The sequence below is a fragment of the Citrobacter farmeri genome, assembly GCF_019048065.1.
Classification (GTDB): Bacteria; Pseudomonadota; Gammaproteobacteria; order Enterobacterales; family Enterobacteriaceae; genus Citrobacter_A; species Citrobacter_A farmeri.
This window is the reverse complement of sequence record NZ_CP077291.1, coordinates 2351152-2365947: the sequence shown is the minus strand read 5'-3', so window position 1 is coordinate 2365947 and position 14796 is coordinate 2351152. Positions and strand designations below refer to the sequence as shown.

Genomic DNA, 14796 nt, shown 5'->3' with positions numbered 1-14796 from the left:
ATTAAGGTGACGTACTGCCAGACATGAGATCGCAGCGGGAACAACATCATACTTCCGGGAAAATACCAGAGGTAAATGCCTCTCTGATCCCCTCGATATTTTTTTCATCAGTGACGTTTAGTGCGGCGAGTACGTCGCAAGTAAAGCTGAGAAACCCGCATCCGCTGGCGGTAATCAAATTACCGTCACGAACTGAAGGCACCGCCTGGTATCTCGCCATGCCGGTATAGGCTGAACCGGCTCGTTCCTTGAGATAGGCCAGCCCATTGGAAGTATGACTGACGTCATTCAGGAAACCGTTGGCTCCCATAAAGGCAGAGGCATCGCAAATTGCACCGACCACCTTATCCCTTGCCAGCGCCTGTTGCACGATAGGGACGACACGTTTTGCCTCTTCACCCCACCAGTTCATGCCGCCGACCAGGATCAACGCGGCATAATCTGCAGGCATGGAATCAAACGTATAATCCGCAAGGCAGCGAATACCTCCCAGGGACATCACTGGCCCTTCATCAGGTGCCACAATCTTGACCTCGTACCGTGGGGCCCAGATCCCGAATCCCCGGCGTAATCCTGGCGCCAGTAACGCAAACTCCCAGTCTGCATATTCCGGAATAAGCAGAAACAGCACTTCACTCGATGTACTCTCTGAGTTCATATGTCCTCCTGTGTCATTGCTCAATATTATCGCGGGAGTCGTTGCCTGTGACACCTTATTTCTATCCGCGTTCGCGGATATCTGTTCATTTATCCCGTATCGCGGATAAAACAAGTTTACAGATTGACTTTATCCTCGAGAAGGGATAAAACCCTTAATATCCCCTTGAGCGGATAACTTTCCTGTGGACGAATGACATGATGAGCTTCCCGATGATCTACAGCCCAACGCAATTAGCGAATGCAATGAAACTGGTTCGTCAGCAAAATGGCTGGACGCAGAGCGAGTTGGCGAAAAAAATCGGCATAAAGCAGGCGACCATTTCCAATTTCGAAAATAACCCTGACAACACCACATTGATGACCTTTTTTAAAATTTTACAGTCACTTGAGCTATCAATGACGCTATGCGAAACAAAAGACGCTGCGCCTGAATCCAGTGACCAACAGAGTCTGGAGTGGTAATGCCTAAACTCATAACGTGGATGAATAATCAGCGGGTAGGTGAGTTGACGAAACAGGCCAACGGAGCGCATACATTTAAGTATGCGTCGGATTGGTTAGCCAACCGTTATGCCAGGCCATTGTCGCTTTCGCTGCCATTGCAGGTGGGAAAAATCACTTCTGATGCCGTGTTTAACTTCTTTGATAACTTGTTGCCCGATAGCCCAATCGTGCGCGACAGGATCGTTAAACGCTATCGCGCAAAATCAAAGCAACCTTTTGATTTATTGTCAGAAGTAGGTCGAGATAGCGTAGGAGCGGTGACATTATTATCGGAAAATGAAGCGGTGACAAATCCGGTGATGGTATGGGAAAAGTTGAGTGAAGCAAAGCTTGAAGAGGTGCTGTCGGCTTATAAATCAGATATTCCGCTGGGCATGATTAATGAAGAAAATGACTTTCGCATCTCAGTTGCTGGCGCGCAGGAAAAGACCGCGCTGCTCAGAATGGGCAATCACTGGTGTATCCCAAAAGGGATAACGCCAACTACGCATATTATTAAGTTGCCTATTGGCGAAATCAGACAGCCCAATGCGACGCTCGATCTTAGCCAAAGCGTTGATAATGAATATTTTTGTCTACTGCTGGCGAAACAACTCGGCCTGGATGTTCCTGGAGCCGAAATTATCAAAGCGGGAAGGGTGCGCGCGTTAGCGGTCGAGCGCTTTGACAGACGCTGGAATGCTGAACGGTCAGTTTTACTCCGCTTGCCGCAGGAAGACATGTGCCAGACATTCGGTTTACCGTCATCAGTCAAATACGAATCTGACGGAGGACCTGGCATCGCGCAAATTATGGCGTTTTTGATGGGGTCGAGCGAGGCGCTGAAAGATCGCTATGATTTTATGAAGTTTCAGGTGTTTCAGTGGTTGATTGGCGCAACGGATGGCCATGCGAAAAACTTCTCTGTTTTTATTCAGGCCGGCGGCAGTTATCGGCTCACGCCATTCTACGACATTATTTCGGCATTTCCGGTTCTTGGCGGTACGGGAATACACATCAGCGATTTGAAACTGGCAATGGGGCTTAACGCATCCAAAGGCAGAAAAACAGCTGTCGATAAAATTTATCCGCGTCATTTTATGGCAACGGCAAAGGCGCTGAAATTTCCGCAAGAGCAGATGCGAGAAATTCTGTGTAAGTTTGCAGAGCAAATACCCGCAGCACTGGAGAACGTGACTGCCGCATTACCAAAAGATTTTCCGGAGAACGTCGCGATGGCAATCAGGAGTAATGTACTTAGACTGCATGGTCGGTTAAACCGGGAAACAGAGGAATGAACAGCATACCCGTAAAAGGCCGCAAGACATTTCAACGGTTATGCGCACAGTGTTAAGAAAATGACCACAATAAAATGACAGCCATGAACGCCTGGATTGTCCCTGAATCCATATTAGTTCGCATAATGTATATTATGTTAAATTAGATATCACCAACCGCACTATACCGGAGTTGAGCTATTCCCTGCTGTTTTGGCCTTCAGGACAGCTCTGGTTTTCATTCATACTCAGTGAGATGCGTTCTGGTGATTCGTAGACACATCTTTAAGCAGTTGAATAAATCATTCCTCTCCGATAGCCTGTTTATTGTACGCCTCACCCCTTCTCCGGCTTGACTTAACGTCGATTAGGAACAAAATAATTTCTCTTTTGTGTTAACCGGATGACTGGCCTATATGGATATCTGTTCTCGTGGCGTTTTCTCTCTGTTTCGCGTTAAAAAAGTCAGTGCCCTGGTTGTGGCTGCGTTCTTCCTGGCGAGTTGTTCATCAAAACCCCCGGTTTCACTGGTAACGCCGCCAAAGTCTACGCCGACATCGCCGTCTAAAGCGCAGAAACTGAATGAGCCGGTTCGCGGCGTATGGCTGGCGACGGTTTCCCGGCTGGACTGGCCGCCGGTGGCGTCCGTCAATGTCGGTAGCGCCTCCACGCGGATCGCCATGCAGAAAAAAGCGTTAACGGATAAACTCGATAACCTGCAGTCACTGGGTATTAATACCGTTTTCTTTCAGGTAAAACCTGACGGCACCGCCCTTTGGCCGTCATCCATTTTACCGTGGTCGGATATGCTCACCGGGAAGATTGGTGAAAATCCGGGCTACGATCCGCTCCAGTTCATGCTCGATGAAGCTCACAAGCGTGGCATGCGCGTTCACGCCTGGTTCAACCCTTATCGCGTCTCCACCAACGTGAAACCCTCAACGGTGAATGAGCTAAACCGCACCGTATCGCTTCAGCCCGCCAGCGTGTTTGTTCTCCACCGTGACTGGATCCGTACCGCTGGCGATCGCTATGTTCTTGATCCGGGGATCCCGGAGGCCCGTGACTGGATAACCAGTATCGTGGCCGAAGTGGTGAAACGATATCCGGTGGATGGCGTCCAGTTTGACGACTATTTCTATGCCGAATCCCGCGGTTCGGCACTGAACGACAGTCTGACCTTTCAGCGTTACGGCCAGGGATTCAGCTCAAAAGCTGACTGGCGTCGCCATAACACTCAGCAGTTAATTGAACAGGTTTCCCGTACGATCGGGCAGATCAATCCGGACGTGGAGTTTGGCGTCAGTCCGGCTGGCGTCTGGCGTAACCGTTCGCACGATCCCGCCGGATCCGATACCCGTGGCGCGGCGGCATATGATGAGTCGTATGCGGACACGCGGCTTTGGGTTCAACAAGGCCTGTTAGATTACATCGCACCGCAAATTTACTGGCCCTTCTCTCGCGACGCGGCCCGCTATGATGTGCTCGCAAAATGGTGGGCGGACGTCGTGAAGCCGACGAAAACGCGGCTCTATATTGGCGTTGCGTTGTATAAGGTCGGTGAACCCTCGCGCAATGAACCGGACTGGACGGTCAACGGCGGTGTTCCCGAGCTGAAGAAGCAGCTCGATTTAAATGAATCAATGCCGCAAATCAGCGGCACGATTTTGTTCAGAGAGAACAATCTTAACCAGCCGCAGGCTCAGCAGGCCGTCAGTTACCTGAGAAATCGCTGGTCTAAGTGACACTGTAACGAAAAAAGAGACGCCTTACTCTCTTTACGTCACTATTTACGGGTTCAGGTTCCAGCCCCAGCGCTCACTTCGGGGCTGGCCTTTGTCATCATACGTCTGCATATCCCCTGTTTTCTGCGACCAGTCAGATAACGTCGCGATGAGCCGCCCTCCACTGCCAACCAGCGCCAGCCGATCGCCTTCCAGTACGGTACAGAGTCCTCCTGGCAGGTCATTAGCCCAACTGAGCGTATCGAACTTGCTGGTTTCCTCTCCCTTCACTTTTATTTCCTGGCAGCGCCATCCCCGGTCCACATCAACGTTGAGGATAACGGACTCCGCTTTCCCCTCTTTTCGCTTAAGCGTCACGTTGGGCTTCGGCCAGTGACCATTGTGAGCAGGCAACGCCGCTGTGGTAATAGGACCAATAATTTCAGGCAGCCAACGGACCTTTGCTTCTTCTCCCGAGCCGTCTGCGTTCCTTTCGGGAAACAACTGGGCTTGCAGGGTCGTCCAGTCCGTCGGCAGGCAGTCGGTATATTGAAACTTATAGATGTAACCGATTGAGGCATCGGTTAATTTTTCCTTTATCGTCGAATCCGCCATATAAGAATGGAAGCGCAATGGCGGATAGCGCCTTTCAGCCGTGATGGGATCGCGCTGTGGGTAATAGACGCCTGTCAGTCGCCCCAACTGCTGACTGGCCAGCGGTGTCGCCACGTCATTGACGGGTTCAAACACCAACAACAGATGAAAGGTGCCGCCACCTGAACGGGTACAATCGGACTCTTTCCCAGGAACGGTTTTCTTAATCGGTTCCAGAGGGTCAATCAGTAAGTCGCGGGAGATATTTTCACTGGCTTGTACCACGCTGCTGCGAGTCAGCGTGATGACGTGTTCTTTAGACTGGGCCATCTGCAAAGATTCCCGGGCAATGGCCAGATGGCGGTACGGCATGCCTATGAAGGTCAACCAGTGCGACTCGCCGTAGTCGCTGAGCAACAGGCGACGGGCCTTGCAACCTTCCGCATTTTTTAGCACAACGGGCAGCACCGATTTTATTGGCAGGTTGGTCGTCACCTCTGTCGTTTCCCACGGCGAATAACGTTTGACGGTGGCCCATTGCTCATTCCCAAAGGCCATAACCTGATCAAGCACCTGCAGCCCCCACAGCATTGCCGCCGTTCCGTCCCACTGGCCTTTGTGCCAGCTACATAACAGACGGCGTGAAGCGTTCGCGTCGCCTGCTTTCTCGATGCGTTTCCCTTCTGCATGGTGAAGGGAGAGGAGAAAATCGGTTCCCGGTGGGAGTTCGATGACGAAATCAAACGGAACGCGATCGTCGCCCTCTTCCCGGCGGCCGAGTAACCAACTCAGCTTATCCTCGCTGAGGGGAAATTGATCGCTCAGCGTCCATTTCTCGTGCGGATCAAGCATTCGGCGGATGCGGATCTTCGCCATTATCCAGTAGGCAAAAACATCGTGACCCGTCGGGCGGACGATAATGGCCGTTTGCACCACTTTGGCATTGCTGTCGGTGTCAAAGGTCAGGCCAAAAGGACTGTCGGTTTCAATTCCCCAGTTCATCTCGCGTTCAGGCACGACCGGCTCGCCCAATTCGGTGAACCAGCTACTTTCAGGCAGAAAAAGGGTGATTTTCTTCGCACCATCCACGCTATGACCCGGCCCTGCGTGGAAAATGGGATTGGGGCCAATTTCGTTCACCAGGGCATAACGCGTGGCTTCGAGATCAACGTCGAAGGTTTCCCCGACGCCGCTGAACTGCGTCAGCGCATCCGTTCGACAGAGTGCATCGTTCAGGCATATCAGCGCGCCATTTGCGCTGGTACGGATCTCGGTAAGCTTTTCCTTCTCGTGCGCCATGACCGTGCGGACCAGCGGAATCGTGGTCTGGACCGTCGGCGGGGCCAGTCGCAGTGACGGATCGTGCCAGTTGATACGCGCAGGCACAACGGTGCCCTTAGCGACAATCGTGTTCTCAAGTTCCTGAACCGCTTTGCTATCCAGCCAACTGCGATAACGCAGGATCGGGCGCATGACGCAGGCGAAAAAACGCGCGCCGTGATAGTCTGGCAGCCGAAGACGACACAGTATCGCCGGCTCGGCAAGAGAACCAAAACGCCAGTCTGTCGGCCGTGCCGCACGACTGGTTTGCAAAATATGACTTTGCGTTTCACGTAATGACGAAGTGCCCGCGAACGCTTCGGCCCACTGTTCCAGTTGGGTATTGCCATCCAGTCGTTTGGGTAGCGCCAGCGGATAACCCGTCCAGTGCCATTCGTGCCGCTGCACCAGAAATCCTTTCAGCCCGTTCGCGTCGAATCCCTTCCCCGCGGCCAGATGTGCGACGGTATCTGACGCTTGTGACACAAAACTGAGCGCCTGCTGAACCTCTTTCAGTGCCCTTCCTGCGCCTTCGCGCAGCGTGATTATGTCCGGTAAACATTCAAAAAGATGCACCACAGGTGAAAACCCACGGTGCGACGTCTCGTTCCATACCGGTTGCTTCTCGCTGTTCTTATCAATGGCAAAGTCAGCCATCCGCATATCTGGCCCGGGAACAAAAAATTTCGTTGGCACCAGAGACCAGAGGGTCACGGTGGCAATTGTTCCCGGTTTCAGGATGAGTACGATCGTGTCAGCACCAGCCACCTTGGGTGGCACGACGAGTGATTTGCTTCCGGCCTCTACGCGCAGTGTGCCTGGCGTTAAGAAACCTCTCTTTGTGAGGTACTCCGGCGTAACGATGTAATCGGTTTCCGGACCATCATCAAATTTCACTCTCACCCCGATAGCCTTAACGGCGGGATGGCGTGGGAGATCGACCCTGTCCTCAGGCTGGTTTTTGCCTGTTTTACGCAGTTTATTGAGCAGTGTGGTGCGCAGGGCTTTGAACGTCGCACTTTCCCCGAGGTCGGGTTTGAGCAATTCCTGGCAGATGTCGGCTTCCATCCACCTTGTTAATACTTGCCCGGTGGCATCGGGCGGGGTCAACGTCAGCGTGGCCCATTTGAGCGCGCTGCTGTTCCAGCCTTTTTTTCCGTCGCAAATGACGACAACACGGGGGCACCTGCCGTCAGCAACGTTCGGTTGCTCATTGTCCATAGCGGGAGGACGCTCCCGGTCTGCCGCGAAGCCTTGCAGATTCCAGGCGCGGGATTCCCCTTCCATCAGCCAGGGATCGACAGCCTTCTCTGTTGACTGCACGGTGACGGCGCCAGGGGCTACCCGGCACAAATAAAGATATCCCTCACCAGGTAAGAAATTCAGTTGGCTGGCGGCTTTGAGCGCACAGGGATCATCACTGCTGCGAAAGTTTTCCCCCAAAATCTGCCCGCCGTTGCCGATTGCTGTTCCGGTTACCCAATAGCGAAATCCATAGGCCAGCGGAGGGAGTCGCCAGGGAGAGATATAAATATCCGAATTTTCTTGCGGATCATCAGGCCAGCCAAAATCGAGACAGTCGACACCGTCTTTGAGGCTCACCGCACCGCTCAACGGTGCGCCCGAATAGGCAAACGCCACCACTTTGCGACCGTTCTGTACGGTCGCCCCCACGGTGTCGTGAAAGCGCTGCATGGGCTCTTTCCGCTCTGTGTCCGGCAGCCACGCCCCCTGTACTTTCAGCGCCGTGTCCGTCAGCCACGCGCAGCCTAATTTGGGTACGATGCTTTCCTTCCCCATGGCCATGGCGACGGCATAGCCACGAATGTCCCGATCGTCATAGGCCCCGTCTGGCGAGCAGATTTCAACCGCCAGATCGCGCTCCTCGCCCAGACTGATCACTTCTTGCGTGCCGGGTAACTGCATTTGCTGCTGTAGTGCTTGAAATGCTTTACTGATACACGCATTCTGCGTGGCTGGCTTTGGGCACCCCACCAGCAACGCCAGCATCTCCTGATAGCTGTCACTCAGAACGGTAGCCTGAGTTGAAACATCGCCCGCAATCCAGGACTCGATGCCGGATCGCAGTGTTTCTGTTGCTGCGGGCGCGGATCCAGACAGATGATGAAACCACCAGCGCGCCTGTAATTCAGCAATGCTGTGGTCTGCGTAATGGTCCGATATCAACTGGTACCACTCGACAAAGTTGAGTATCGGGTTTTTATCTTCTGGCTGATGAAAACTCACCGCCACTGCCGCCAGCCACGACGTCATCATTATCCGTCGGCCATCGGCGGTACTGAGCATCATCCCCACGTTTAGCGTAAAGCCTGTAATGGTCTTACTGCTATCGCCGACAAGGGGTTGCAATAATCGATGTTCGCCCGCCCCGGCGTTGTTAATGGCCTGCTGGAGGGTTTCCCAGACGTTGGTGTTTTGGTCCCAGTCATCTGGAGAAATAACCACTGGATTGCAGCCCTGAAGGCGATCCCAGAACCAAAAATACTCAATCGGTTTTTTACTTGTATCAGAACGAAGATAGCCTGGGCCGAGTGTACGATTCAGCAGTTGATATTTCTGAAGCTCGATCTGCCATTCGCCATTGACTGTTTTGGCATTGGCCGCTTCGGCATTGAGTACGAGAGCCAGCATGGGCAGCGGCGCCAGAATGGTATCGGTCAGCCAGGCTCGCATTCCGGTTTCCGCTCGTTCGGCGCGCTTCAGTTGCGGCGTCAACATCGCGTTGATGGCGGGTTTGATCTTCTTCATCACGACAGTAAACGCCGGTAAGCCCGTGTAGAGCGTCTCCTCATTCTCCGCTTTCGCCTCGTAGCCGATCGTGATTATCTCATCCGATGTGTTGGAACTCACAGGGCTAAAGACGATCTCTTGCCCCTTGTGAATAATCGTGAATTCCGGAGCACAGGCAACCGGGAGTGTTGCATCGTCAAGGGTAAAGCTTCGGGTCATGCCAAGCCTATCCAGACTAACCCCCGCAGGTAACAGCGTCAGGGGGGCAAACAGGTGCGGCAGACTGATTTCACCAGGGCTGGCCTGCGCCTGGGCAATGGCGGTGGAAAACGGAAACGGACAACGGCTGCACTTTTGTCTGATTTCGTCCTCCATCCTGCCCTGTAGTTTCTGCGGATCGGTCAGCACATTGGTCGGGACCGGCGTGGCGAGGTGAAATTGTTTATCGGTAACTATCGCCCAGCCGGTAATGCGCATTTGCCAGGGCCAGAGCAGAGAACCGACGGCGTCGATCACCGTCAGTCCATCTTTGGGCGCATCATCTTGGGTAAAGATGCCCGTCGGCATCACCCAGTTAACCGAAATACGGCGCTTATCTTTCCTCTCACCCACCAGCCCTTCATCATTGCCATGCATCATCCAGCTAAACGTTGTTAATGACATAGACACCTCACAAATCCTGTTCCACTGTGCGGGAAATATGGGCTGTGTAGCACCAGCAAACTTCGATAGAAATATCCAGATGTCCGCGCCCTTTCATCTGTCCGTTTCGGTGCTCGACCTGCACCAGTAAATTCAGGTATGCGGTCAGATAGCCCAGTACTTTCGCGCTACCGGTCATTTGCACGCCGGCGGCAAAAAAATTCTGCGTGGCGTTGGAGGAGAAACCGGCCTCAACAAACAGGCGAATGGCATAACTCCCCTCTGCGACCCCGGCAAGGTTGAAGGTTTTCGTCGAGACCAATGCTACGCCAATCGATGCCTCATACTCCGATGTGAGCTTGCCGTTCTTATTCACCGCCGCTGCCCGGGTCGTCAGCCAACCACCACCGCCATAGACACCTATCTGCATGGAAACGGGCGACGCTTTTTCACCAATGCCAAAGTAAGTTTCAATCTGCATCATCCCGTCGTGCATGTTCAGCCGGAAACCGGAAGCCAGAACCGATTGACCCAGTGAGACGCCGCCATACTCCAGTGGGCCAAACGCCTGTTTCTGGCTCACCGACGCCCCCGTCGGGATCCCGTCCTTGTTTTTGACGATTTCCACATACGGAGGAACTTCTGGCATCGCGCCCCGTAATACGTCGCCGATAAATTTCAGCGCGGCGTGCGGTTCAATATTTTTCGGGTCGAGATCGAACGTAAACCCGCTGGCCTCGCTGTACTGAATGCGTGCATCGGCAAAAGTCACCAGCGGTTGGCCCGAAAAATTGAGGATCCAGTCGCCGCTGAACAGCGCCTGCGTGCGCGTTCGGGTCGCTTCACCAGGGGAAATATCGACATCGCTGGTTGCCACCAGCGTGGGTTTACGGACATCAAGGCTCAGCGGGGGAATTTCAAACAGCGATTCTGTGCTCGTAAACTGATGATCAATAACCGCTTTGATACTGGCGCTACGCGTTTTGGGATCGATATGATGGCTGATACGAATGGCCTCATCGGGCAAATCCGGCAGTTTGAATTTCTTGAAAAAGTTTTCAAAATCAATCGCCGTATTACGAACGATCTGCGCGAAATTAATGCCCTGTAGCGAGGCGGGCACAATGTTACCGTTCAGTTCACAGGACGGAATGGTCAGCCCCAGCTCCTTGATCCCCGCATCCACTTCACGAAGTCGGGCCACAAACGACGATGTCTCAATCTGGTCTTTTAGATCGTCGAAAACATATTCAATGTTGTCGGTGCGAATGGTTAGCTGCGGAAGCTGCGGCGGATCCGAAAGCAACTTCATCAGTTTGATGGCCTGACCGGCTTCAGGAAGCGCCCCTGCGATGACCGTATTTGCGTCCTTTAACGCTGTATCGATCGCCCTGGCATACTCGCGGCTTTTTTGATCAAACAGTCGCGCGGCCTGATCGACAAACTGCTCTCGGACCTGTCGGATCGTCTCGGCTACCTGTTCTTGCAGTTTGTTTGCCACCTCAACCCATTGACCGGCTTCCGACAATCCATCAATCAGGGCTATCACTTCATCTTTACGCCGCGCCAGTTCAGCGTGTACGACTCCGACGTTATGACTCAGCAACGTCGTTGCCTGTTGGTGAACGGTATCAAGGCCCGTCGAGAGCTCCGTAAGCGCGCTGTTAATATTGCTAACGCCCGTGATGGCAATAAATTCCCGGTTCCAGTAGTCAGTAAAGGCAGTTGAAAACGGTGAACTGCTCAAGAAGGTGGGTACAATCAGAGTCTGGTTTAACGCCTCCAGCGCCGCGACAAAGTCAGCTAATTCATTATTAATCGGCGTTTCATCTTTAATTTTTTGGGCCAGCGCCCGGTATGCAACGCACTCCTGTTGCCACTGCGGGAAGAACGTTCGCTTTGAATTGCCCAAAAGATTCCCCTGCAGGGCGTCGATGGTGGCGAGTACCGATTCCAGCTTCGTGGTGGTCTCGCGTATCGTCTGCCATTTTTTATCCTCCAGGAGGCTGAGCGCGGCAGTCAGTGACGTAAGCACGGGTGGGATCAGTTCTTTTAGTTTTGCCTGCTGCTCCTTCACCTCGTTGAGCTTCGCAATTTGTTCTGACGCGTTGTTGAGCGTCGCGGTAAATGTGGTACCAGCCTGTTTAAGATTGGTCAGCGACAGTGTGAGCAGATCGCGAAGATGCTGAGGACCCTGCCATTGCGCAGGAAATTTCAACGCGCTGAGGATGAGGGATAAATCATCGACACCCTTCATACCATCACGAAGTGCGTCCGTCATATTGCGTTGATATTCTTTCGCGGCAATGACCAGCGCATCGGACTCCTTCACATTCAGCAGGGACTGATACTCTTTATCCGCACGCGTCATAATGTCACTGAGCGCCTGCCACAGCCTGGTAACCCGGATGAGAACTTCTTTGCAGAAGTTGTGCAGAACCGTGATCACCACCTTTGCGCCATTCAATGACTCCGCGGAGCGTCTGACGAAAGACTGTACGGGGAGGCTGAGATAACGCTCCTCCAGCAAGGACGTTACGCTCTCCACCTCAAGATTCGGATCGCGGATTGCCGATAACTTTTTCAGCAAATCGCCGATCGCCGCATGTCCCTGAGCACAGAGTTCATCGACCATCGGGACCGACAGCGATCGCGCCAGACCCAGGGCCTTTTTGACGCGATCAACGGCTTCATTCTCGCCAGGGGCAACTTTTACGACCGCAATGTTCAGACGGGCACTGCATTCATCAAAAACCTTTTTCACCTGTTCCTGCAGGCGTTCCCTGAACTTCGTGACGTTGTTACCCTCATACAACGCCCAGAGTTGGTTGGCATCCCGAAACAGCGACTGAAGCGTCGCGTCCAGACTTTTTAGCTCAGCGCTGTATATTGCGTGCTGGATCAGCGACGCAATGTTTTTATCCTTATCATCCGGTAGCGTGCTCAGATCCACCCGGCGCGTCGCGCGCGTACGTTCAATCTGCATCGTGCGAATACTGGCGACCAGTTCTTCCGAACCACGGCCATGAACAATGTTAGAAACGCCTTCCGGGCGCAATGGCATCGAAAACCGGGGATTGGCCAGGGCCTGTAGAGTTCGGCTGGGGACCTGTTGATATCTGAGAAGTTCGTCAGTCTCTGGTCGTGTTATTCCACCAAAGCAATAATTCGCGTCACAGTCGATCGCTAACTGCGCCTCCCATTTATCCGTATCCGCCCCGGCCCCGACTTTCGTGTTGGTAAAAAAGTAGAGATGCTGTGGCTGGTCGTGCCAGTGCTGTGTCAGTTCATCCCCTCCGGCCCGCGCGACCGGCCCTGCCCAGGGTTTAACGTAGAAACCGGAGCTGTCCAGTTCGTTAAATAACGGGATTTCGTAACCCGCTTCAACATCGTGTCCCCATGCGCCATTGACATAGAGGCGCTGTGTGGCGAAATGAAAGGCGTGCAGGCATCCCGGTTTATTTTTCGCCGCAGACGTCTCGCCGTCGAAAAGACGATACGGTTCGAGGATCTCAATGTACTCCTCCATTTTTCGCAGCAGCGGACGCCCTAAAAATTCCTCCGACTTCTGCTCCCCGGAAAACTGTGCGCCGGGGACGGTACTGCGGGTATAAACCACCACATGACGCGCTTTATTCCAGACGGTGGCGATACGGCCATAGCGTGTTTTCACCAGTCGTGATAGTTGACCGTTTTCAACGCGGGCATCAAATTGCGTGCGTCCCTCATCAAAGGATGCCTGTACCGCGCCGGTCGCACCAAGCGACGAGAGCGTCAGTTCAAGCAGACGCACCTCTTTCGTAACGGGGGTGCGTAACACCGCCATCAGTTCGGAGGCAAACTCAATGGAATACAACAGGCCGATGGGCTGCTTCCGCGCGAGGGTGGGATCGTCCACATAGTCATCCAGCGTTTTACGCTGGGAATCATCCAACGATACCCCCTCGGGAAGCGGCCAGACGCCAACTGCCCCCTGCTTTTTGCTGCGTAGTTGGGCGCTCAGACCCTCCGTGAGATCCAGCTTGCGTAGCGGGTAGTTCGCATCTTTCAGCGTGAACCGGGCGAGGCGGTTGATGAAATTTTGTCGGGCAGCGAGATGATGAGTTCTCAGCGTTTTAATTCGCGCTTTCAGGTCGTCAATTGTGATTGCCGCATGAGAGCGAAAATAGGCCTCCAGCAGCGGACTCATGGCAAAGTCCTTGTCACTGACCGGCAAAGCAATCACGGGTTGCCCCAGCGCACGGGCGATTTCGGAAACAATCACCGTGCGCGGTAATTCCGGCGTGCGTTGATAGGTCAACTCCAGCGGATACGCCATCTCGCTTACCATCCGCGTCAGTTCGGCATCACGCAGAACGGATAGCGTGTCGCCAGGGTGGACGGTATAGCGGCGGTCTACGCGAGAAGGACGCACCGTCAACTCCGTGCGGCGAGAAAAGCGAAACGGAATCGGTTTCTGGGTCACAATGGGATTGTCCTGTCCGGCGGACCGAAAACGGTCCCCGCGAACCATCGCTTCGCCCACTGCCTGCGGTGGAAAATTCAGCGAAACGCTCTCAATACCAAACCGCCACTGCGCCCCGTCAGGATCGTCACTTTTCCACTGCGCAATAATATTTCCTGCCTCTTCCGTCAGCGTCGGCGGCTGTAGCTGCGAGACAATAAACGGCGTATGGCTAATCTGAATTGCGCTCCCTTGCCGGGGAGTCAAAATTCTCTCCGCCTGTTCCAGCGTGACGGTCCACGTCGTATCCCGTCCGGGTTGTCTGCCTTCACACACGATCTTCAGACTGGCTTTGGTCTGCGCGTCGGCGATCACAATCCCTTCACCGCAGTTGGCGCTGAAATAATGTGGCTCATGCCCGGCTTCTTCTGCCGTCATGTTGCGCAGGGCTGAACGATGTAAATTCGATTCCGCCAGCACCGGCGAAAGGCTGACGCTGTCCAGTTGCACCGTCAGTTCGTAGTACATATCGAAAGTGTCTTTATTCAGCTGCAGGTTGACCGCATGCCCGGACATCGCCAGCGTCAAAGCCAGCCCATCAAAATAGACCGTTTTTTGCGATCTCTTTCGTAACGACAACGTGGCGGTGCGTACAGAATAATCGGGATTATTTTCCGACTGAGTCCAGCGGAAAGCAGAATTCTGGCTGCTGTCAAACGTCACGACGACGGCGCCATTCACATCAAATTTTAACTGGAGGTCGTTATTATCATTGAATATCGGCAAAAGGCTGACCCGATCGCTACGTCGACTGCAACGCCAGCCCGCCTCGATGCTTTTCATTAAGTCTTGCCAGGCGGTGGTGAGTTCTGACATTACAACCTCCAGGGAATAGTGAAGA

At 53.6% G+C, this 14796-nt stretch carries 6 protein-coding genes; 3 read left to right on the top strand and 3 right to left on the bottom strand.

Features of this window, described 5'->3' with window-relative positions; genetic code table 11:
* Positions 1 to 46 precede the first annotated feature (46 nt).
* Positions 47 to 658, bottom strand: coding sequence for a DJ-1/PfpI family protein (locus I6L53_RS11070; protein ID WP_042319067.1), 612 nt, complete (start codon positions 656 to 658; stop codon positions 47 to 49).
* Between the two features lie 197 nt (positions 659 to 855).
* On the opposite strand from I6L53_RS11070, the gene hipB reads away from it, so the two are divergent.
* From hipB to I6L53_RS11055, 3 genes are all read left to right on the top strand, one after another.
* Complete coding sequence (gene hipB / locus I6L53_RS11065) at positions 856 to 1122, top strand: type II toxin-antitoxin system antitoxin HipB (RefSeq protein WP_042319066.1); 267 nt, start codon at positions 856 to 858, stop codon at positions 1120 to 1122.
* Positions 1122 to 2441, top strand: a complete 1320-nt coding sequence (locus I6L53_RS11060) for a type II toxin-antitoxin system HipA family toxin (RefSeq protein WP_042319065.1) — start codon at positions 1122 to 1124, stop codon at positions 2439 to 2441. The genes hipB and I6L53_RS11060 overlap by 1 nt, the downstream gene beginning before the upstream one ends.
* Positions 2442 to 2836: 395 nt before the next feature.
* The gene (locus tag I6L53_RS11055; RefSeq protein ID WP_042319064.1) at positions 2837 to 4165 is read left to right on the top strand and encodes a glycoside hydrolase family 10-like protein; all 1329 of its coding nucleotides are present in this window, start codon (positions 2837 to 2839) and stop codon (positions 4163 to 4165) included.
* Positions 4166 to 4210: 45 nt separating this feature from the next.
* Here the strand turns inward: I6L53_RS11055 and I6L53_RS11050 are convergent, their stop codons facing one another.
* Together I6L53_RS11050 and I6L53_RS11045 are read right to left on the bottom strand one after the other, a co-directional pair.
* Positions 4211 to 9472 (bottom strand): hypothetical protein, encoded by a 5262-nt coding sequence (locus I6L53_RS11050; RefSeq protein ID WP_139155863.1) that lies wholly within the window; start codon positions 9470 to 9472, stop codon positions 4211 to 4213.
* 7 nt (positions 9473 to 9479) lie between these two features.
* A complete protein-coding gene (locus I6L53_RS11045) occupies positions 9480 to 14771 on the bottom strand; it encodes a hypothetical protein (protein ID WP_042319060.1) in 5292 nt (1763 codons plus the stop codon).
* Between the last annotated feature and the right edge of the window lie 25 nt (positions 14772 to 14796).